Genomic DNA, 22,315 nt, shown 5'->3' on the forward strand with positions numbered 1-22,315 from the left:
TTAGGCCCGCACGAGGGCCAGGACCCGGTCCCGGACCCGTTCCATCGTGGCCCGGTCTGTCGCTTCGGCGTTGAGCCGCAGGAAAGGTTCTGTGTTGGACGGGCGCAGGTTGAACCAGTAGCTGCCGTCGTTGGCCGTGAAGGTGCTGCCGTCAAGGGTGTCGATGGTGATGTCCTCGCCGGCGAAGTCTGCACGCACGCGCTCGACGGCGGCCGGCTTATCCTCCACCTCGGAGTTGATCTCCCCGGAGCTGACGTAGGGCTCGTACTCGCGGCCGAGCTCGGACAGCGGGCCGTCCTGCTCACCCAGCGCGGCCAGGACGTGCATGGCCGCCAGCATGCCGGTGTCCGCGTTCCAGAAGTCGCGGAAGTAGAAGTGTGCCGAGTGCTCGCCGCCGAACACCGCGCCTTCCTCGGCCATGACTGCCTTGATGAAGGAGTGGCCCACGCGCGTACGGACGGCCCGACCGCCGTCGTGCTCCACCAGCTCGGCCACCGCGCGGGAGGTGAGGAGGTTGTGGATGATCGTGGGGGTGGCTTCGCCCTGGGCCTTCGCACGGGCAATTTCGCGCCGGGCGACCATGCCGGTAACGGCCGACGGCGAGACGGGCTCGCCCTTCTCGTCCACCACGAAGCAGCGGTCGGCGTCGCCGTCGAAGGCCAGCCCGATGTCCGCGCCGTGTTCGATGACAGCGGCCTGCAGGTCCCGGAGGTTTTCCGGTTCCAGCGGGTTGGCGGGGTGGTTCGGGAAGGAACCGTCCAGTTCGAAGTACAGCGGGATGATGTCGAACGGCAGCTTGGGCAGCAGGGCGTCACCCAGAACGGCGGGCGTGGTCAGCCCGGCCATGCCGTTTCCGGCGTCCACCACAACCTTCAGGCGGCGGGATCCCGAGAGGTCCACCAGCTTGCGGAGGTACTCGGAGTACTCCTTCAGGACGTCGCGCACACCGATCTGGCCGCGCTGGCCGGCTGCCGGGATGGTCCCCGTGCTGAGGTAGTGCTCGGCCAGGGACTGGACGTCCTTCAGGCCGGTTTCGGAGGAGATGGGGACAGCGCCGGCCTTGGACATCTTGATGCCGTTGTAGCCGGCGGGGTTGTGGCTTGCGGTGAAGGTGGCCCCGGCCCGGTTGAGGAGGCCGCAGGCGAAGTAGAGCTCATCAGTGGAAATCAGGTCCAGCAGTTCCACGTTGGCGCCGCGGGTGGCAGCACCGTCGGCGAAGGCTTTGCTGAACTCGGGCGAGGAGGGGCGCATGTCGCCGCCCACCAGGATGGTCTGGCCTTCGAGCTGCAGGACGTCCACGAAAGCGGCCCCCACGGCTTCGACGATTTCGGCGGTGATCGATTCGCCCACAATGCCACGGACGTCGTAGGCCTTGAAGGATGCCGAAAGGTCAAAAGTCGTTGTCTGTTCGCTAGTCACGGGCTTTATCTTACGTGGACCCGTGCGGTGCCTGTGGAGGGGGAGACGGGGCTGGCGATTGTGACGGAAGGGATCTGTGGGCCTTTCCACATAACTGTTGGGCGTAAGCCGGTTGTCAGGGGCGGCTGGGATACTGAATCAATGGTTGAAAACCGGAACGCCACCCTTTCCCAGACCGATACTGATTCTGACGCTGATTTTGGGGCTGCCGCTTCCTTTGCGCAGCCGTCCCCTCCGGGCGGTTCCGGCACCGGCACCCACAGCCAGGCGCTGGCTGTGCTGCGTGAGCTGGTGGGAAACCCGGGGGCAGATTTCCACGACGGCCAGTACGAGGCCATTGAGGCATTGGTCGACGGCGGCCGGCGGGCTTTGGTGGTCCAGCGCACCGGGTGGGGCAAGTCGGCTGTCTACTTCGTGGCGTCCCTCCTGCTGCGCCGCCGCGGGGCCGGCCCCACCCTGATCGTGTCGCCGTTGCTGGCGCTCATGCGTGACCAGGTGGCCGCTGCCGCCAGGGCCGGTGTCCGGGCCGTCGCCATCAACTCGGCAAACCAGCTGGAGTGGGACACCGTCCGCGAACAGCTTGCGGCGGACCAGGTTGACGTTCTCCTGGTCTCGCCGGAACGTTTGACCAACCCCTCTTTCCGGGAAAACCAGCTGCCGGAACTGATCCGGCGCACCGGACTGCTGGTCATCGATGAAGCGCACTGCATCTCGGACTGGGGCCACGACTTCCGTCCTGATTACCGCCGGATCGCAGACCTCATCGAGCAGTTGCCGGACTCGGTGCCGGTTCTGGCCACCACGGCCACCGCCAACTCCCGCGTGGTCCACGACATCGAAGAGCAACTGGGTGCCGGCGTCCTGACCATCCGCGGGGCCCTCGGCCGCGATTCGCTGCGGCTCGGCGTCCTGGCGCTCCCTGACGCCCGCCAGCGCCTCGGGTGGCTGCTGACCCACCTGTCGGACCTGCCCGGCAGCGGCATCATCTACACCCTGACCGTTTCCGCCGCCGAGGACACCGCCCGGCTCCTGGCGGAGGCGGGCCACGAAGTGCTGTCCTACACCGGCCGCACCGACCCCGCAGACCGGGAGCGCGCCGAGCAGCTGCTCAAGGACAACCAGGTCAAGGCCCTGGTGGCCACGTCCGCTCTGGGCATGGGCTTCGACAAGCCGGACCTCGGGTTCGTGGTCCACCTCGGGGCGCCGTCGTCGCCGGTTGCCTACTACCAGCAGGTGGGCCGTGCAGGGCGTGGAGCCGCCAACGCCGATGTCCTGCTCTTGCCGGGCTCCGAGGACCGCGACATCTGGCAGTACTTCGCCACCGCGTCCATGCCGTCGGAGGAGAAAGCTGCCGCTGTCCTGACGGCGCTCGCCGACGCGGGAAGTGCCGTGTCCACCGTGGCGCTGGAGGCACGGGTGGACCTGCGCCGGACCCCGCTTGAGTTGCTGCTCAAGGTCCTCTCGGTGGATGGGGCCGTGGAAAGGGTAGGCGGTGGCTGGCGTTCCACCGGGCGGCCGTGGGTCTATGACGCGGAGCGGTACCAGCGCATTGCCGAGGCCCGGGTGGATGAACAGGACTCCATGATCATCTACCAGGACACTGCCGGGTGCCGGATGGAATACATCACGTCCGTCCTTGATGATGAGACCGCCCACGCCTGTGGCCGGTGCGACAACTGCGCCGGGCAGTGGTTCCCCGCCGACGTCGCAGCTGATGCCACGAACGCGGCCGGGCAGACGCTCAGCAGGGCCGGCGGCGTCCTTGAGCCGCGGCTGCAGTGGCCCAGCGGGATGGACCGGCTGGGCGTTCCGGTCAAGGGAAAGATCAAGCCGCCGGAGGCGCTGTCAGAGGGCCGCGTCCTGGCCAGGCTGACCGACCTTGGCTGGGGCGGTGCCCTGCGGACCATCTTCGCCGCCGGCGCGGAAGACCGTCCGGTGGACCCTGCCATGCTGCAGGCCTGCGTCCAGGTCCTGCGGGAGTGGGGAACAGGTGACTCCCGGACGGCGGGCTGGAGCGGTGGAGGCCGGCCTGCGGCGATCGTGAGCATGCCGTCGCGCAGCAAACCGCAGCTGGTGGAATCCCTCGCCCGCGGGATTTCGGACATTGGCCGCATCCCCTATCTCGGCGCCCTGCAGTTGGCCCACGGCGGCCCCACAGGAAGCCGCGGCGGCAACAGCGCCTACCGGTTGGCCGGGGTCTGGGACCGGGTGGTGGTTGGCCCCGAGCTCGAAGCGGCGTTGGGTTCCATCCAGGGGCAGAGCGTGATGCTGATCGACGACCTGGCGGACAGCCGGTGGACCCTTACGGTCGCGGGGCGCGCCCTTCGGCAGGCCGGGGCCGGGGCTGTGCTTCCGCTGGTTCTGGCGCAGGCCGGCTGACCGCTGCTCCCGCATGCCGCGGGAGCAGGACACTGTCCACGGTGCTGGCCAGCATCAGGACTGCCATGGCCAGAAAGGCTCCGCGGTACGGACCTGCGTCATCCTGGGGAAATGAGCCAAGTCCGTCGAAGATGCGGATCAGCAAGGCAGCTACTGCGATCCCGGCACCCGTGGCGAGCTGCACCAGCGTTGCCGAAACGGTGTTGGCCGACGTCAACTGCGCGGGGACGATATCGGCGTACTGCACCGACGCGTAGGACGAGAACCCGATGGAGCGGAACGCCCCGCTGCAGACCAGCAGGGCAAACGTCAGCACCTGCGGAGTCTCCGGGGTCAGCAGCGCGCACAGCGCAAAAGTGGCTGCTGACGCGAGGGACGCGAACACCAGCATGGCCTTGAACCCGAAGCGGCGGATCAGGGGAGTGGTGGCCGGTTTGATACCGATGTTGCCGATGAAGACGGCGGCCACCATGATGCCTGCGTGGATGGGGGTCCACCCGAAACCGGCCTGGAACATCAGGGGCAGCAGGAAGGGAACCGAGCTGATGGTCAGCCGGTAAACGAATCCGCCGGTGGCCATCGCGCGGAACGTGCGGGTCCGGAACACGTCCAGGTTGAACAGGGGGTTGCTGGCACGGCGCATCCAGAGCACGGCCGCGAGCAGGGAGGCTGCACCTGCTGCTGCACTGATGCCCGCCCAGGGGCCGTCCGGGTGGGAGCTTGCCAGTTCAAGGCCAACCACCAGGGCGCCGACACCCAGCGTGGTGAGGAACAGCCCGGGCCAGTCCAGCCGCCGGCCTTTATCGCCAGCAGACGTTGGGACCAGGCGCAGGGCCGCAAGGAAGGCCGCCAGCCCCAGCGGGAGGTTGATCAGGAAGATCCAGTGCCAGGACAGGTACGTGGTGAGTGCACCGCCCACCAGGGGTGCGAGGACCGGCGCCAGCAGGCCGGGCCAGACGAGGAACGCCGTGGCCCGTAAAAGCTCCGATTTAGGCGTGCCGCGCAGCACCACCAGCGTGCCCACCGGAACCATCATGGCGCCCCCGGCACCCTGGGCGACGCGGCTCAGCGTCAGTGTGGTGAGGTCCTGGCTGAGGGCACAGGCCAGTGAAGCAACGGTGAAGATGGCAACGGCCAGGCAGAAGATCCTTCGCGCCCCAAAGCGTTCGGCCAGCCAGCCGCTGATGGGAATACCGATGGCGACGGTGAGCAGGTAGGCCGTCATGGTGATGTTGACGTCTGCCGCGGGAACACTGAAGTCGGCTGAGATATTGGGGATGGCAGTGGTGAGGATGGTCCCGTCGAGGAACTCCATGAAGAAGGTTGCTGCCACCAGGAGGGCCAGCCGCGGGCTCCATGCCTTCGCGGCGTCCCCCTGCGCGTGGGCCCGATCTCTTACTGCCATCCGCTTATCCTGCCACCAGGCAGCCTGCGCCAGCAGAGTGCGTCCGATCCCCGGACTGCAGCGGAGTTGCCGGATGGAGATCTGTCGTCTGGCTGGCTTGGGTCGGGAACTCGCGTCTTGCCGCTCGGGTCAGAGGCTTGTTCGCAGGACTGTGCCTTCAAGGCTCTGATCCGCGAACAAGGCCAGGAGCAAGACCGGACCACGCGGGACAACGCCCCCGGGTACGCAAAAGGCCCCGATCCAAGGGACCGGGGCCGAACGCGGAGACGGGGGGATTTGAACCCCCGGTGGAGTTGTGCCCCACACTTCATTAGCAGTGAAGCCCATTCGGCCGCTCTGGCACGTCTCCAATTGCTATTCCTAGCCCACCAAGGATACGCAGATCCGGCCATGCAGTGCAAAACGGCTGCGGCCCCGCGATGCGGAAGGCTGGCCGGGGCCGGTCAGCCTAGGCAGCGGGCTGGACCGGGCGCACCATCCTGATCTCGGGCAGGTCCTCCCAGTCCGCCAAAGTGTCGGCCACGCCGTCCGGTTTGAAGCCGAACCGACGGTAGAAGCCGACGGCCCGGCTGTTGCCAGCGGCCACCCACAGGCTCGCAGCCTGGGTGCCCAGGGCAGCGCCGAGCAGCTGCCGGCCAAGGCCCAGCCCTTGGTGGGATGCCAGCAGGTACAGCCCCCACAGTTCCAGGGGGCCGGACTCTGGCGGCGGGTGTCCTTCCGGGGAATCCGTAGCGGGAACTGATCGGACACCGGCGAAGCCCACCACCGTGTCGCCGTCGCACGCCACCCACGCTTCGGCCGGGTCCGGCCGGTCCAGCAGGTGCCGCCACAGCGCCAGCCGGCCCTCCCGGTCAGCCGTCGCCAGGAACGCGTCGGACAGCATCCCGCGGTAGGTTTCCTGCCAGCACCGGATGTGCACGTCTGCAAGCCGCTCCACATCCGTGGCAACAGCCCTGCGGACCGAGACAGCAGGCGGCACCGAGACCGCAGGCCGAGGCACCGCAGGCCCAGACACGCCAGGCCCAGGCACACCAGACCCAGACTCATCCGGCGTGGCTGCCGCCGTCACGACGTTCCGCCCGCCAGCGCCTTCCACAGGAAGTGCTGGCTGCGAGCCTGCAAGGCTGCCGCCTGCCGGTTGTCCGATGCCCCCGCGTGGCCGCCCTCCAGTGCTTCGTGGAACCAGACGTTGGGTATGCCCATGGCGAGCATGCGGGCAGCCATCTTCCGTGCCTGCACGGGGCCCACGCGGTCGTCCGAGGTGGCCGTCCAGATGAACGTTTCCGGGTATTCGATGCCGTCCTTGAGCAGGTGGTACGGGGAGAACGTCCGGATGTACTCCCACTGCTCCGCCACGTCCGGGTCCCCGTATTCGGCGATCCAGGAGTGCCCGGCGGACAGCTTGGTGTACCGGCGCATGTCCAGCAGCGGCACGCCACAGGACACGGCCCGGAACAGGTCGGGGTAGCGGGTCAGCATGTTGCCCACCAGCAGCCCGCCGTTCGAGCCGCCCACGCAGCCCAGGCGCTCGCGGGAGGTGACGCCGCGGGAAATCAGGTCCCGCGCCACCGCGGCGAAGTCCTCGTAGGCTTTGTGCCGGTTTTCCTGCAGGGCGGCGCGGTGCCACGCCGGCCCGTATTCGCCGCCGCCGCGGATGTTCGCCACCACGTAGACGCCACCGCGCGAGTGCGGTGCCTCCCCGCAGTCGACCGGCAGGCCGGTGGTCCGCCGCTCCAGCCAGGCCCGCCCCACCGTTCCGCTGTAGGCGGGCGTCCGGGAGACCTCGAAGCCGCCGTAGCCGGAGAGCTGGGTGGGGTTCTGGCCGTCGAGGGGCAGGTTGTGGGAGGAGACCTGGAAGTACGGAACCCGGGTGCCGTAGTCGGAGACCGCGAAGTGCTGCTGGACCTCGTACTCGGCGTCGGAGAAGAACGACGGCGAGGACTTCACCTCCGTGTGCCGGCTCACCACGCCGTGCGTCCCGGCATCGTCTCGGCCACGTTCCAGCGTGCCGCGCATCAGCGTGCTGGGCGTGGTGAATCCGGTGGCGATCAGCCAGAAGTCGTCGCCCGCACCGCCGTCGGCCGCTGCTTCATCCTCATCGTCCACGGCATAGGCGTTGACGTCATGCAGCGGCGGGCAGGCGTCCAGGAGCGTGGAGGCCCAGGCGGAGCCGTCCCCGAAGGACCCGTCGGCGGCATCGGCCGGGCGGGACGGGTCCAGCACCCGGATTTCCGAGGACACGTCCCTCAGAAGGTTGAGGAGCAGGAAGTTCCGCGTCCAGCTCCACGACTGCAGGGACGTGTGGGCGTCCGGCGTGAACAGCACCACGAGGTCGCGTGCTCCGGCCAGATAGTCCTCGAAATTGGCGGCCAGCAGGGCGCCGGCCGGATAGGTGGTGCCATCCAGCGCCCAGTCCCGCTGCGGGCGGAACAGCAGCCATTCGCGGTGTGCGCTGACGTTGACGTCGGTGGGAACGTCGATGGCCACCCATGAACCGTCGCGCAGCACCAGGTTTGTCCGGTTGAAGAAGTCGATGTAGTCCACGGCGAAGGTGCGTTCGAAACCGGGGGTGGAGTCGTGCGCCACCACGGCCATCATGTGCTGTTCGGGAACCTCGAACAGCCGGGGTGCGCCGGCCAGGGTTTCGCCGCGGTTCAGGGTGACACCGGTCCGGGCGTAGGAGGACGCCGTCCTGGGCAGCCCGTCCGCCGTGGAGGAGACCAGGAGGGTGTCCGCGTCCAGCCAGGACACGTTGCCCTTCGCCGTCGGCAGGTCAAAACCGCCCGCCGCCGGGTCAATAAACGTGCGGGATTCGACGTCGAACTCCCGGTACCGGTTCGCGTCGCCGCCGTCGGGGGAGAGCGCCAGCAGCGCGTGCCGGTAAGGCTCGCCCACGGCCGGCCGGAGGAACGTGGCGCCGTGGAACACCCACTCCTCGCCCTCGGCGGCTGCCAGGGCGTCCACGTCCAGCAGGACGTCCCACTCGGGGGAATCCGTGCAGTAGCTTTCCCAGGTGGTGCGGCGCCACAGGCCCTTGGGGTTGTCCCGGTCCTTCCAGAAGTTGTAGTACCAGTCGCCGCGCTTGCCTACCATGGCGATCCTGTCGGTGGAGTCCAGCACCTCCAGGATGCTGCCCTCGAGCTCGGCGTAGTCGGCGTCCTCCAGGAGGTCTTCCGTGCGTGAGTTCTGCTCCTTGACCCAGGCGAGCGGCTCTTCGCCGTAGATCTCCTCGAGCCACACATTTTCGTCGGTTGGCTCCGGTGCGAGGCCGCCAAGGCCGCCGGGGCCGGTGCCCGCAGGCCTGCCGTCCGTGGGGGTGTTGCCGTGGCCGGACGCTGAATCAGCTGCAGTGGTGGTCATGCGCCCCATCCAAACAACATCCGCTCGGGGGTGGCAAGTCAAGCGGCCAGCCCTCCCTCTTCAACGCAAGCCCGTACTCTGGAAGGCGTGGAAAATACGCAGAGCACCCGGACCGCCATCATCGGTGCCGGCCCCAGGGGCACCAGCGTCCTGGAGCGCCTGCTCGCCCACGCCAGTCACCGGGCCGAACGGGGACGCATGGCTGCCGTCCGGCTCCACATCGACGTCATCGACCCCTACCCCGCGGGGCCGGGGCACGTTTGGCAGCCAGGGCAGTCGCGGCTGTTCCTGATGAACACGCAGTCCTTCTATCCCACGCTGATTCCCGAGGATCCCGACCTGCCGGCCGCCGTCGCCGGGACCACGTTCGACCGCTGGCGTGAACGGCAGCAGCAGGATCCGCTTCCGTCCCTCACCGCGGAGGAACTCGCCGAACTCGCAGTGCTCGGGTCCAACGACTTCCCCAGCCGTGCGATCTACGGCCGGTACCTGCGCTCCACGCTGGCGGACCTGCTCGCCGAGGCGCCCGACGGCGTCACCATCGAATTCCACGAAACGTCCGCCCTGTCGGTGCACCCGGTGGGAGACGGAACGTTCGACGTCGGCCTGGCCACCGGGGCGGCGATCCGCGCCGATTCGGTGGTGCTGGCCCTCGGGCACATCCCGTCCAGGCTCAATCCCGAACAGCGCGAACTGCAGGCCTCCGCGGGGCAGCTGGGCCTGCGGTACCTGCCGCCGGACGTTCCGGCTGACGTGGACTGGGCCGTAATTCCGGCCGGTGAACCGGTCCTGGTGCGCGGCATGGGGTTGAACTTCTTCGACACGATGGTCCAGCTGACCGAGGGCCGCGGCGGAAAATTCACCGCCGGCGGCCCGGCCGGGCGGCTGGAGTATGAGCCCTCCGGCCAGGAACCGTTGATCATCGCCGCCTCCCGCAGGGGGACCCCCTACCGGGCCAAAGCGGCGCTGGAAGGCTATTACGCCTCCTCGGTCACCCTCCGCTACCTCACGGAGGCTGCCCTGGACCGGTTCGAGGCTGCCGGTATCCGTCCGGGGTTCGACCACGACCTCTGGCCCCTCCTGCACCGCGACACCCTCTGGGCCTACTACTCAACGCTGGTCCGCGCGCAGCCCGGTGCGGTCCCGGACAGTGCAGCGTTCCTGGCCGCCCTTGAGGAAGCCCTGCACCCGCACGCGCACAGCGCCGCCAACTGGGAAGACGCCGTGGACAGCGTGCTGGCCATCCACGTGGGGCCGCGGCACCGGCTGGACCTTCCGGGGCTCGCCGCGCCTTTGGCGGGACGCACTTTCGCGTCGCGCGCCGAGCAGGACGCCGCCGTCGTCGAATTCCTCCTCGACGACGCCCGCCGCTCCTCGCTCGGCGAGGATGACCCCGTGAAGATGGCCATCGGTGCCCTGCACCACGGCCGCGCCGTCCTCAAAACGGCAGTGGCCGACGGCGGCATCACCGACGAATCCTGGGTGGCCGGCCTGCGTGGCTGGTTCGAGTCGTTCGTGGAAGGGCTGGCCAGCGGGCCGCCTGCGCTGCGCTCGGAGCAGCTGGCAGCGCTGGCGAGGGCCGGCATCGTCAGCTTTGTGGGTCCGGATCCGAAATTCGGCGTGGACCGCAAGGCCGGAACCTTCACCGCAGCCTCACCCTGGGTTGAGGGCCCGCCCGCCGCCGCCCGGACCATGGTGGAGGCCCTCGCGCCCGGCAACCGGGTCTCTGCCAACGACTCTCCGCTCCTGCAACAGCTGCTCAAGGACGGGCTGGTCCGGTCCAGGCACATGATGACCGCCGAGGGGGCGCCGGTGCAGTCCACCGGCCTGGACGTGGAACCGCACCCGTACCGGCCCCTCGCCGCCAACGGGTCCGTCACCAAAGGGATGTACGTGCTGGGCCTGCAGCTTTCGTCCGCCCAGTGGGGAACCGCCATCGCCGCCGAGGCGCACCAGCCGGGCACCCCGGCCTACCGCAGCGGCCAGCGCACGCTCCGGGACGCCGACGAAATCGCACAGGCCATCCTGGGCGCCGCGTAACAGCGCGTCTTCCGCCCGGGAAATAACCCGGCGCAGCAGCACCTCCATCAAGGGCGACTCGTCCACGTACTCGGAAACCGTCGTCGTCCCCTGAGTTTTTGGGCACCCAACGCGGGGCATAAAAATACCGCGCAATGGAAAAGGGTGTCCCTCCCGGCCAACTGGCCGGGAGGGACACCCTTTCTCGTGTTCTATGCCTTACCGGCGCAGCATCAGCCGCGCAGGCACTGCTGGTACTGGAGCCAGGCAATGCCGTAACGGATCCATCCCAGGACGTCGTACCACTTGGCCGGCTTGGTGGGTGCCGTGCACGCGGGCGGCAGCGGCGTGGTGGCTGCCACCTGAACCGCTACGGTCACCTTTGTTCCGGACTCCGCCGCGGTGAGCACCAGCGTTGCCGTGCCGGCGGCGGCACCTGACGGAACGACAAGGCTGACAGCGGCGGACCCTGCCGATACCGGAACCGTTCCCACCTGGGTGGCCTTGCCGGCCGAATCGGTGAAAACGCCGGTCAGGGCAGTGTTCACCGGGCTGCCCAGCGAGGTCAGGTCCAGCTTGGAGACCGCCAGGTTGACCGTTTCGCCGGGCTTGACCGTCGCCGCCGTGGTGTTGGTGACGGCCACGGAACGCCGGGCAAAGTCCGGGGACACCGGGCTGCTCTTCTGCAGGTAGCCGATCCACGCGTCCCGGTCCACGAGTCCGGAGTCCCGTGTATTGGCTCCCTGGGTGAAGACCCGGAAGTTGTCGCCGCCGGTTGCCAGGAAGCTGAACGTGCCCACCCGGTAGGACTTGGCAGGATCCAGCACTTCACCGTTGACCCGGACCGACGTGATCCTGTCACCGGCGGCGCGGGCGGCGTCGTAGGTGTAGTTCACGTTCTTGGACAGGCCCAGCTGCAGGTAGGCGCGGCTGGGGACCGTGCCGTCGGCGTTGGTCTGCCACTGCTGCTCCAGCAGGGTCTTGAACTGCGCTCCGGTCAGGGACGTGGTCCAGAGGTTGTTCACGAACGGCAGCACGGCGTTCGCCTCGGCGTAGGTGATGGTTCCGTCCGGAGCGTAGTACAGCTCGTTGCGGAGGCCGCCGGGGTTCACGACGCCGATCTCGGCCCCGCCCAGTTCGGCCGGCTTCAGCGAATCGAGCAGTGAGTCGGCCACCAGGTTGCCCAGGGTTGACTCGCTGCCGCGGTCGTCGCGCTTCGCCGTGCCGGTGGCGTCGGTGCTGAAGGCGGTGGTGATGTCCTTCGTGACCGAGCCGACGGGCTGGTTGCCCACCTCGGCTGCGGCTGCCAGGGCCCTCTGCACGATGCCGTCCACCGCAGCCACGCGCGGGTAGGCCGCGATCAGGTCTGCCGCCGGGTCAGTGGTCCGCTTGACGTTGCCGGCCTTGTAACCGGTGACTTCCTTGCTGGCGGTATCCACCGTCAGCTGGATCTGGCCCACGTTCTCGCCGTAGTTGCCGGTCTGCACGATGGGGCGGGTCTTGCCCTGCACGCCGGGGACGGGGGCGTCCCAGGCATATTCCTTGTGCGTGTGGCCGGTGAAGATGGCGTCAACGTCTGCGGAGGTTTCGGTGACCAGCTTCGCGAACGGGCCGCCGGCTGCCACTTCCTGCTCGAGCGTGGACCCTTCCACCACACCGGACCCGGCGCCGTCGTGGTTTTCCACGATGATGACGTCGGCGAGGTTGCCTGCCTTGATCTTCGCAGCGGCCCGGTTGATGGCCTCCACCGGGTCACCGAACTCGAGGTCGGCGATCCCGGCGGGTGTCACCAGGGAGGGGACCTCCTGGGTGACGGTGCCGATGACGGCCACCTTGATGCCGTTCATATCCAGCACCGTGTACTCCGGCAGGACCGGCTCCGTGGTGCCCTTCCGGTACACGTTCGCTCCGAGGTACGGGAACTTGGCGTTGCTGCCGTCCGCGATGACGCGGTCGCGCAGGTCCGGCCAGCCGCCGTCGAACTCGTGGTTGCCCACTGCCGAGGCCTTCAGTTCAAGGGCGTTCAGCACATCGATGGTGGGCTGGTCCTTGGCCACGGCGGAGGCAAACAGGGACGCGCCGATGTTGTCGCCGGCGGAGAGGAACGCCGTTGCCCCGGGGGCGGCAGCCGCCCGCAGCTTCTCGATGGTTCCGGCGAACTGGACGGTGTTGGCGTCGATCCGGCCGTGGAAATCGTTGATGCCCAGGAAGTTCAGGTCAACGCTGGCGGGTGCGGACTTCAGGTCCATGCCCACCACCACGGGGTCGTGGTCGCTGGCGCGGAACTGGTCCGGTGCGTAGTAGTTGGTGACGTTGTTGTTGTAGCGGCTGTATTCCAGGGCCACTGATTCAACGGAGTTGATGTTCCAGATGTCCGCGCCGGTCACCACGCCGTTGGCTGCAGGGGAGGCCAGGATGTGGTCCAGGGACCCCACCAGGCCGCCGAAGAGGTACGAGTGCTTGGCGGAACCGTCGGCGTTCTTTGCCTTGTCGTCCTGGTTGACGTAGCCGGCGGCCGTCAGGACGTTGATGGGGTCTTCCTTGCCGTAGGAGTTGAAGTCACCGATCAGGAAGACCTTGTCGGTGCCCTTCGACTGCTGCAGCGAGGTGGCGAAGTCCAGCAGGGACTTGGCCTGGGCGGTGCGGGCGAGGTTGGAGTTGCCCTGGCCCTTGTCGGTGTCGTCAGGTGTTGCGGCGGAACCTTTGGACTTGAAGTGGTTGGCGATGGCGATGAATTCGGTGCCTGCGCCGCCGCCCACGGGCTTGAACACCTGGGCCAGCGGCTTGCGGGCGCTGGCGAAGGCGGTGGTGTCGTTGTGGATGATGGATTCACCCACGGGTTCTGCAACGGCCTTCTTGTAAATGAATGCGGTGCGGATCATGTCCTCGTCGGCCAGCGGGGGTGCGTTCGCGGGTGAGCGGACATAGTCCCAGATGCCGGGCGTGGGGATGTTCAGTGACTCCACCAGCTTGGCGAGGGCGTCATCCCGGTCCTTGCCGAACTGCGCGGAGTTTTCGATCTCCATGAGGGTGACCACGTCGGCGCCGGTCTTCGTGATGGCGGCGACGATCTTGTCCTGCTGCCGCTGGAAGTTCTCCGCGTTGGCGGCACCGCGGGCGTCGCAGCCACCGCGGACGGTGATCGGGTTGCCGGCGCGGTCCCCGTAGTAGGTGCAGCCGGACAGGGTGTCGCCGGTGGTGGGGAAGTAGTTCAGCACGTTGAACGAGGCGATCTTGACGTTGCCTCCCACTGCTGCGGGAGCTTCGGTGCGGGTGGCGCCGAAGCTGACGGGCTGGACCGTTGCCTTGTTGGCTTCGGTCAGGTGGGTCAGCGGCTGCAGCTTCCAGGAATCGTTGGCGTACCCGAGCACCACGTTGGTGTTGAACGTGGCGGGAGAGCCGACGCGGACCGGGTCCGTGGTGGTGAGGTACGGCAGCACCTCGGCCTTGGTGGTGGCGTCCTTGAGGAAGTTGGTGCTGGAGCCGTCGTCGAGCTTGATGCCGCGGGCGGCATTGTCAGCAACAGCGGCGTTGTACTCCGCCGAGCCGTATGGCGCGACGGCGGTGGGCTGCACCAGCGGGGTAGTGCCGCCGGCCAGTCCGATCTCGCCGTACTGGTTCAGGCTGTAGTTGTCCGTTACCGTCAGCGGCCCTTCCGGAGCCAGGAGCATGCCTTCCAGCGACTCGCGGATGGCCTCCGTGGCAGGCAGCGTGAAAATGGTGGGCTTGACCTCGGGGGCCGCCTCCGTGAGCTGGGTGAGCCCGGTTGCTGCGGTGACGTTGACCTGGGTCATGCCGTAGTACTCGGCGACGGCACCGGTCACCTGGACGTAGTCGCCGGCCTTGACCGATCCAACGGTGGCCGGCGAGTAGACGAAGATACCGTCGGAGGCGGCGTGGTTGGTGCCCGCCAGGTCACCGCCGGTGCCCGGGGTCTGGATGTAGTAGCCGTTGAGGCCGCCGGTGGGGAACGCCGCCGTGACCTTGCCCCGGGTGGTCACGGTGGTGCCGGCCAGCGGGCTGGCGGTGCCGGTGCCCTGGATCTCGGCGATGGTCTTGGCCACAGGATCCGGGGTGGGGTCAGGAGTCGGCTCGGGGTCCGGGGCGGTTCCGCCGGAGGATACCGGCGTGATGGTGGAGCTGAGGCTGAAGTCGGCGGCGTTGTTGTTGCTGTCCGTCCCGCCGGTCCGGTTGAGGCTCCGCACGTCCGTGTTGCCTGCGGGGGCCGCCGCGGCCTGGGTTTCGAACGTGTTGGACGTTCCGTAGCCCAGGAGGTCGGCCACGCCGGCGGATTCCACCGCGGAACCGGTGGGAAGTACGACGGCGGAGGGCTGGTTGGCGAGCACGATGGTCCCCGAAGAGCCGCTCGGGTTCAGGCCCCCGGCTACCAGGTCGGGCTTGGGGAGGTCAGCGCCGTTTGCACCGTTACTCCCGCCCTGTACCAAGTAGTACCCCTTGGCCGGAATGGAACCGGACAGCGCCGAAACTCCGGAAGGCGCACCCGTCCCGCCGGCGGCGCGGTACTGGACCGACCAGCCGTCCAGTGACACCGGGGCATCCGAGGTGTTGTAAAGCTCCACGAACTTGTTCTTGTAGGCGGCGCCGCTGCTGCCGCCGCTCAGGTAGGCCTCGTTGATGACAACGGGCGATGTGCCTGCCGCGGCTGAGACCTCCGCGGCCGTGCTGTCCGCTACCGCAGGCAGGGCCGTCAACGGGGCTGCGATGAGCCCCGCCGACAACGCTGTGCCCAGCGCTAATTTCCAAGGTGTTTGATGCATCCGCTCTTACTTTCATGAGGTTGTCCCCGGTGGGGGACCCATTGGAGTATGTCCGGGTTGTACCGATCGGACTGGGGCCGGACCCTGCTCCTGGTCAAGTGGTTGTCCGGCATATCCCAACAGCACTGAATGAACGCAAAGTGGCCAATGCGTGCATTCGGCGGATCGTTCCCCAGCGGAGCGGCCCGTCCACCATCCCGGAGCTACCGTGGCCCCGTGCGGTGATGCCATTGCGGTGGCCGGCACCTGTTACCTGGATGTGCCGGCCATCACAAACAATACCGGCCGGTAGCAAGAAGCCCCGGCCGGTATCAGTCTGGTGGTATGGGTGGTGTTCCCGTCCGGCGCCGCCGGAGCCGGGGTCCTAGCCGCCCTGCGGTGCCTGGCTGGCGATGATTTTGAAGGTGGCGCCGGTGGGGTCGGCGAGCATGGCTACCCGGCCGAAGTCGCTGTCCTCCGGGCCGTCCAGGACGGTGGCGCCCATTGCGGTGGCCTGGGCGATGCTGGCGTCCGTGTCCGCCACGGCGAAGTAGACCTGCCAGTGCGAGGGCACGTCGGCCGGCAGGTATCCGGAAGCGTCCAGGATCCCGGCCTGGGCGGTCATGCCCGATCCCAGGGTGGTGTAGCGGAATTCGGGCGAGTCACTCATGACTTCGGTGTCCCAGCCGAAGACCTCCTGGTAGAACCTCACGGCGGCGTCGTAGTCCTTGGCGTGCAATTCATGCCACGCGGCGGAACCGGGCTCGGCCACCAGCTCGTAGCCCTTCATCTCCCGGGGCTGCCAGACGCCGATGGAGGCGCCGGACGCATCCCCGAAGATTGCCATGAAGCCCTGCTCCGGAACATCCATGGGAGGCATGTAGACCTGGCCGCCGTGGCTGCCGACGGCTTCGGCGGTGGCCGCGGCGTCCTCGGTCCGCAGGTAGGTGGACCAGACGTCCGGCATGGCCGCCATGCCGGCATCCTTCTGCATGATCCCGGCAACTGTCTTGCCGTTCTTCCTGGCGGTGGTGTAGCCGCCGTACTTCTCCTGGTCGCCCGTTTCGAATTCCCATCCGAAGAGCTCTCCATAGAACGAGCGGGCGGCGGCAATATCGGAGGTCACGAGGTCGATCCAGCAAGGGGCGCCGGGGGTGGATATGGGGCTCGGCATAACGGTCTCCTGTCGCAGTGTGCGGAAAGGTGTGCGGAAGGCTGGCGGAAAGGTGTGTGGAAGTGGGGGAAGCCGGTCACCCTGACCCTATGTGCAGGCACTGACAGCGATCAAGAGGCCTGCGCGCAGGAGGCCGCCAACGCATCCCGGCCAGGTCAACGGAACGAAGTCCGGACTTAAAACGAAGGACCCCCGCCTGCCGGTTTGCCGGCGGGCGGGGGTCCTGATCGCGGAAGGTAAGAGATTCGAACTCTTGGTACGGGGTTACCGCACACTGGTTTTCAAGACCAGCTCCTTCGGCCGCTCGGACAACCTTCCTCAACGAGTAGTGTTTCATAGGCACTTGCCTGCAACAAAACAGGCCCGCAGTGCATACCCGGTGCACACTGGTTGGACCGGTATTGAGTCAGGAACAGGGAGTGGTCCATGAAAGCCGTCTACATTTCGGAACCGGGAGGACCGGAAGTACTCGAGGTACGCGAGGTCGAGGCCCCGGTGCCCGGCCCCGGCGAGGTGCTGATCGATGTCGTGGCCGCCGGCCTGAACCGTGCTGACGTGCAGCAGCGCCGCGGGTTCTACCCGCCGCCGCCCGGCGCATCGGAGATCCCCGGACTGGAAGTTTCCGGCCGCATCGCAGGGTTTGGTACGGGTGTGACCAAGCCGTTCTCCCTGGGCGACAAAGTGGTGGCGCTGCTCGCCGGCGGCGGCTACGCGCAGCAGGTTGCCGTCCCCGCGGAGCAGGTCCTGCGGCTGCCCGACGGCGTTGACCTGGTCACGGCAGCATCCCTCCCGGAGGTGGCTGCCACGGTGTACTCGAACCTGGTCATGACGGCCCAGCTGCAGGCCGGGGAAACCGTCCTCATCCATGGCGCCACCGGCGGGATCGGCACCATGGCCATCCAGCTGGCCAAGGCCTACGGCGCAAAGGTGGCCACCACGGCCGGCACCGATGAGAAGGTCAGCACCGCCAAGGCCTTCCTGGGTGCGGACATTGCCATCAACTACGCGGAAGAGGACTTCCCGGAAAGCCTCCGCCGGCAGAACGGCGGCAAGGGTGCCGATGTGATCCTCGATGTGGTGGGCGCCAAGTACCTGAAGCAAAACGTCGAGGCGCTCGCCGAATACGGGCGCCTGGTGGTCATTGGCCTGCAGGGCGGCACCAAGGGTGAACTGGACCTTGGTGAACTGCTCAGGAAGCGGGCCGCGGTGGTGGCCACGGCCCTTCGCCCCAGGCCGGTAGCCGAGAAGGGCGCCATCCTGAACGAGGTCAGGGACCACGTCTGGCCGATGGTGGCGGACGGCAGGATCCAGCCCCTGGTGGCCAAGACGTTCCCGCTGGACCAGGTCATCGCAGCGCACGAATACTTCGACAGCGGCGACCATGTAGGCAAGGTCCTGTTGGTGATGTGATCGTCGGATAGATACTGAGTATTGCTTGATCGGAATCCACGGGCTAGGCTCAGCTATACGCGGTATGCACAGGTCTTGGGGGCCTGTGCATACCGGTTAGTGACTAAGCCCGGGGGAGCACCATGTCCATACGCCACAGCCTCCTCGCCCTGCTGCAGGACCAGCCGCGCTACGGCTACCAGCTGCGGGTCGAGTTCGAAAACCGCACGGGAGCCACCTGGCCCCTGAACATCGGGCAGGTCTACACCACCCTGGACAGGCTGGAGCGCGACGGCCTGGTGGCCAGGGAAGGTGACGACGGCGGCGGCCATGTGGTCTACAGCATCACCGCCGAGGGCGCCGCGGAAGTGCACGGCTGGTTTGCCGCCCCCGTGGAGCGGAACAACCCGCCCAGGAATGAACTCGCCATCAAGCTGGCGCTCGCCGTCACCCTTCCCGGCGTGGATGTCCAGGCCATCATCCAGGCCCAGCGGGTGGCATCCATCCGGGCACTGCAGGACTACACCAAGGCCCGCCGCGACACCGCCGCCAACCAGCGCACCGCAGACACCGCCTGGCTGCTGGTGCTCGATTCGCTGATCTTCCAGACTGAGGCCGAGGTCCGCTGGCTGGATCTCTGTGAAGCCAGGATGGTCCAGCAGGCACAATCGGCCAGCCAGGGTGCCGCACGCAAAACGTCCAACGGGGTCACGGAAGACGCCGCCCCGCTCACCGCGGACAACCGGCGGTGAGCGTCCGCGGGCCGCAGCAGGTCCTTGAACTGGCCAGGGTGAGCAGGAGTTTCGGGGAAGGCGCGACGGCGGTCGCCGCGTTAAGGGACGTGGACCTCACCATCGCAGCGGGCGAGTTCGTCGCCGTCATGGGCCCTTCCGGCTCGGGAAAATCCTCACTGCTGGCGCTGGCCGGCGGACTGGACCGGCCGACGTCGGGCGGTGTCTTCGTGGAGTCGACGCCGCTTGCCGGACTCGGCCTCAACGAGCTTGCCAGGCTGCGCCGGCGTGCGGTGGGCTACGTGTTCCAGGACTTCAACCTGGTTCCCACACTGACCGCGGCCGAGAACGTGGCTCTTCCGCTGGAACTGGACGGGACAGCAGCCAGGAAAGCGGGCCGGCAGGCGCTGGACGCCCTCCGCCAGGTGGGCATCCCGGAACTCGCGGACCGCTTCATGGACCAGATGTCCGGCGGCCAGCAGCAGCGCGTCGCCATTGCGCGGGCCATCGTGGGCCAGCGGCGGCTGATCCTGGCTGACGAACCCACCGGTGCGCTGGACTCCACCACCGGCCATGGCGTCATGGAGGTCCTCCGCTCCCGCGCGGACGCCGGTTCCGCCGTCATGCTCGTCACCCATGAAGCGCGGCACGCAGCCTGGGCGGACCGGGTGGTTTTCCTGCGCGACGGCCGGATTGTGGACCAGGCGGCGGCCATGCACGATCCCACGTTCCTCTTGACGCAGGCCGGCCTCTGATGCCCCACCTGTACCCGCCGCTGGAGCTGGCTGCGGCGCCTGGAGCGCGCCGCAGCAGCTTCCGCATCGCGGTCCGGATGGCCCGGCGGGATATTGCCCGGCACCGGGGCCGGTCCTTCCTGATCGTCCTGCTGATCATGTTGCCGGTGGCCGGAATGACCGCTGCAGGCACCCTGTACCAGAGTTCGCAGCGGACACCGCAGGAAATTGTGCGTTACGAACTGGGCAACACCCAGGCACGCTTCGTCGCTTTGCCGACGCCCAATGGGGACTCCATCCAGGATCCGATGAACGACGCCTACGTGCGCTCCAGCACCGGAGAGCTGGACCCTGGGTTCGTTCCCACAGACCCGAAGGCCCTGCTCCCGTCCGGCTACGGGGTGCTGCCGCTGCGGCAACTGCAGCTGACCACCTCCGTGGGGGAGGCGATGGTCACGCTGAACGGCGTGCAGGTGGACGCGCTCCACGAAGCTTTCGAGGGAAAATTCACCCTCCTGGACGGCCGGGCACCGGAAAACGGTGCAGAGGTTCTGGCCTCACGCGGGCTGCTCGAGCGGTTCGACGTGGAACTTGGTGAGGAATTTACGACGTCGGCGGGGACCTTCGTCCCAGTGGGCACCATCCGCGACGCGGACGCTTCGGATAACAACAGCACGCTGTACCTGAAGTCCGGGCAGGTGCCCGCAGGATTTGTCCCGGGGCCAGCTGCCCCGCAGGCTGTCTCCTACTATGTGACAGGCCCGGAACCGGTGACCTGGCAGCAGGTCAGGGAGGCCAACAGCAGGGGCGTGGGAGTGCTGTCCCGCAGCGTGGTGCTGGATCCGCCGCCGCCGGGCGAAGTGACAGTGCCCGGGGCCCGGCCGGCCGGAGTCCCCTCGGAAACCGTAGCCACCTACGCCACCTTCGCTGTGGTGGGTGCCCTTGCCCTGCTGGAAGTCGGGCTCCTGGCAGGGGCAGCGTTCGCCGTCGGGGCCAAGCACCAGGTGCGTGAACTCGCCCTTCTTGCGGCGTCCGGAGCCGAAGCACCCACCATCCGTGCAGTGGTCACCGCGAGTGGCCTGTGGCTCGGCGGCCTGGCCGTCACGGCCGGCGCCGCTGCCGGCGTGGCAGCTGCGGCCGGGGTGGTCTGGTGGGTCCGTTCCACCGGTTCCGCACGGCTGGCGGGAGTACACGCGGACCCGATGCTGACCTCCCTTGCCATGCTGATGGGCTTGGCAGCCTGCATCCTTGCCGCCCTGGCGCCGGCCAACCTCGTTGCCCGGCAGGCACTGCTGGGTGCGCTCAAATCCGGACGGGCACCGGCAGCAAGCGGACGGCGGAGCACGATCGCCGGGGCGGCTGTGCTGCTGGCGGCCGCCGGGCTGCTTGCCGCAGGCTGGACCCTGGGCAGCTCGGCCAAGGATCCCGACCAGCGGGCACAGCAGGCCGCCGCAGTTTCCGCGATGCTGGCCGGGGGAGCGGTCCTGGCGGTGGTGGCCCTGGTGCTCCTGACCGGATGGCTGACCGCAGCCCTGACATCCCGCACCCGGGCCATGCCGCTGCCGCTGCGCATGGCGGCCCGGGACTCCGCCAGGAACCGGAGCCGGACCGTCCCGGCGGTGGCGGCCGTCCTGGCCGCCGCCACCCTGGCAAGTGCGGCCCTGGTGCTGTCATCCAGCCAGCTGGCAGGGCAACGCCTGTCGCATTCCTGGAGCGCACTGGAGAACCAGGCGTACCTGCCGCTCAGCCTCGCGCAGCCAGCGCTGGCGGACGGCACTGCCGCACCGGCCGTGACCGTCGACCCGCAGCGGCTCTCGGCAGCCGTCTCAGGCGCACTGGACAGCGTCTCCTGGACCAGGACAGTCACCACCCCCGCGCCGGTGGAAAACTGTGGCTTTGGGGACGGCGCAGATCCCGGCGCACCCGTGACGCCTGAAACGTCCAACTGCCTCCTCTACGCCCTGGCCAGGCCAAGCGGCCAGGAATGTCCGGTCACGCCCCAACGGCGCGTCGTGGACCCGGACGACTGGCGGTGCCGCGGCTCCATGTCCTCAGACCCGGCATCGGACCGGTCCATCCTGGTGGGCGGCGCCGACGATATCCGTGCCATGTTTGGTCGCGACGCCGGGGCGGACATCATCGCCGCGCTGGACGCCGGGGCCATGGTGGTGACCAACCCTGCCTTTGTCCGCGACGGAAAAGCCGAGCTGCAGGGCCTGGACGTGCGCACCCAGCAGCCGTCGCCGTCGGACGGGTCCATCGTCCACGACGCCGTCACCAGCACCGTCCTGGATGCCGTCATCCTGGAACCTGCGGTGGCCGTGCCGTACTACGGCATCGTCTCGCCGGCCACGGCCGGGCGCCTGGGCCTTGCGCCGGAAACCGCCGGGCTGGCCATCCAGCTCAGCCGTCCCCCTTCGGCGGCCGAGGTTGACGCGGTGACCGGTGCGGTGGCGGGCGTCGTTGGCCAGTCCGGCCTGGGATTCTGGGTGGAACCGGGGATCCCCAAAGACCAGGCATGGATGGGGTGGCTGATCGTGGCCATCAGTGCCCTGATCACGTTCAGCGCAGCCGGGATCACCACCGGGCTTGCCCTTGCCGATGCCCGGACGGACCACGCCACGCTGGCAGGGGTGGGGGCGGCTCCGCGGCTGAGGAAGGCCCTGGCGGCGGCCCAGGCGCTCTTCACCTCAGGCCTGGGCGCTGTGCTGGGGGCCGTGGCCGGGACGGTTCCCGCGGTGCTCATCGTCGCTTCCACGGAGATGCGTTCATCGCTGGAGGTACCCTGGCTTCCCCTGGCGGCCATGGTGGTGGCCATCCCGCTGACCGGATCAGCCCTGGCCTGGGCCTTCACCAGGTCTGCGCTGCCGATGACCCGAAGGGCGCTCGGCGGCTGATCCTGATCCACGGAGGATGCCCTGCGCACGGTGGGCCGCAAGCGATTCCCG

Annotated in this window: 12 protein-coding genes and 2 tRNA genes; 6 read left to right on the plus strand and 8 right to left on the minus strand. The window is 68.2% G+C overall.

Annotated elements, in window-relative coordinates; translation table 11 throughout:
• Window positions 1-1,419, minus strand: coding sequence for a phosphomannomutase/phosphoglucomutase (locus tag BLT71_RS05290; RefSeq protein WP_091718216.1), 1,419 nt, complete (start codon window positions 1,417-1,419; stop codon window positions 1-3).
• Between the two features lie 141 nt (window positions 1,420-1,560).
• On the opposite strand from BLT71_RS05290, the gene BLT71_RS05295 reads away from it, so the two are divergent.
• On the plus strand, window positions 1,561-3,798 hold the full coding sequence (locus tag BLT71_RS05295; RefSeq protein ID WP_231994451.1) for a RecQ family ATP-dependent DNA helicase: 2,238 nt from the start codon (window positions 1,561-1,563) through the stop codon (window positions 3,796-3,798).
• On the opposite strand, the gene BLT71_RS05300 is transcribed toward BLT71_RS05295, so the two are convergent.
• The 4 genes from BLT71_RS05300 to BLT71_RS05315 all read right to left on the minus strand — a co-directional run bounded on the left by BLT71_RS05300 (window position 3,722) and on the right by BLT71_RS05315 (window position 8,563).
• Window positions 3,722-5,203, minus strand: coding sequence for an MFS transporter (locus BLT71_RS05300; protein ID WP_091718218.1), 1,482 nt, complete (start codon window positions 5,201-5,203; stop codon window positions 3,722-3,724). The genes BLT71_RS05295 and BLT71_RS05300 overlap by 77 nt on opposite strands.
• Before the next feature lie 261 nt (window positions 5,204-5,464).
• Window positions 5,465-5,552: transfer RNA gene (locus BLT71_RS05305), tRNA-Ser, on the minus strand.
• A gap of 99 nt (window positions 5,553-5,651) precedes the next feature.
• Entirely contained in the window at window positions 5,652-6,182 is a 531-nt protein-coding gene (locus tag BLT71_RS05310) for a GNAT family N-acetyltransferase (protein WP_091718220.1), read from the minus strand.
• Window positions 6,183-6,268: 86 nt separating this feature from the next.
• Window positions 6,269-8,563, minus strand: coding sequence for a prolyl oligopeptidase family serine peptidase (locus BLT71_RS05315; RefSeq protein ID WP_091718221.1), 2,295 nt, complete (start codon window positions 8,561-8,563; stop codon window positions 6,269-6,271).
• 87 nt (window positions 8,564-8,650) lie between these two features.
• On the opposite strand from BLT71_RS05315, the gene BLT71_RS05320 reads away from it, so the two are divergent.
• Window positions 8,651-10,603, plus strand: coding sequence for an FAD/NAD(P)-binding protein (locus tag BLT71_RS05320; protein ID WP_091718223.1), 1,953 nt, complete (start codon window positions 8,651-8,653; stop codon window positions 10,601-10,603).
• A gap of 212 nt (window positions 10,604-10,815) precedes the next feature.
• Here the strand turns inward: BLT71_RS05320 and BLT71_RS05325 are convergent, their stop codons facing one another.
• From BLT71_RS05325 to BLT71_RS05335, 3 genes are all read right to left on the minus strand, one after another.
• A complete protein-coding gene (locus BLT71_RS05325) occupies window positions 10,816-15,360 on the minus strand; it encodes an ExeM/NucH family extracellular endonuclease (protein WP_091718225.1) in 4,545 nt (1,514 codons plus the stop codon).
• 364 nt (window positions 15,361-15,724) lie between these two features.
• Window positions 15,725-16,513 carry a VOC family protein gene (locus BLT71_RS05330; RefSeq protein WP_091718227.1) on the minus strand — a complete coding sequence of 263 codons (789 nt, stop codon included), beginning with the start codon at window positions 16,511-16,513 and terminating at the stop codon, window positions 15,725-15,727.
• A gap of 230 nt (window positions 16,514-16,743) precedes the next feature.
• Window positions 16,744-16,831 (minus strand) — tRNA-Ser (locus BLT71_RS05335).
• A gap of 108 nt (window positions 16,832-16,939) precedes the next feature.
• Between BLT71_RS05335 and BLT71_RS05340 the strand changes: the two genes are divergently transcribed.
• From BLT71_RS05340 to BLT71_RS05355, 4 genes are all read left to right on the plus strand, one after another.
• Window positions 16,940-17,923, plus strand: a complete 984-nt coding sequence (locus tag BLT71_RS05340; protein WP_091718229.1) for an NAD(P)H-quinone oxidoreductase — start codon at window positions 16,940-16,942, stop codon at window positions 17,921-17,923.
• Window positions 17,924-18,045: 122 nt separating this feature from the next.
• Window positions 18,046-18,654 (plus strand): PadR family transcriptional regulator, encoded by a 609-nt coding sequence (locus tag BLT71_RS05345; protein WP_091718231.1) that lies wholly within the window; start codon window positions 18,046-18,048, stop codon window positions 18,652-18,654.
• Window positions 18,651-19,388 (plus strand): ABC transporter ATP-binding protein, encoded by a 738-nt coding sequence (locus tag BLT71_RS05350; protein WP_091718233.1) that lies wholly within the window; start codon window positions 18,651-18,653, stop codon window positions 19,386-19,388. The genes BLT71_RS05345 and BLT71_RS05350 overlap by 4 nt, the downstream gene beginning before the upstream one ends.
• Window positions 19,388-22,264 (plus strand): hypothetical protein, encoded by a 2,877-nt coding sequence (locus tag BLT71_RS05355; protein ID WP_091718234.1) that lies wholly within the window; start codon window positions 19,388-19,390, stop codon window positions 22,262-22,264. Before BLT71_RS05350 ends, BLT71_RS05355 begins: the two co-directional genes overlap by 1 nt.
• Window positions 22,265-22,315: the final 51 nt, after the last annotated feature.

The sequence above is a fragment of the Pseudarthrobacter equi genome, assembly GCF_900105535.1.
Lineage (GTDB): Bacteria > Actinomycetota > Actinomycetes > Actinomycetales > Micrococcaceae > Arthrobacter > Arthrobacter equi.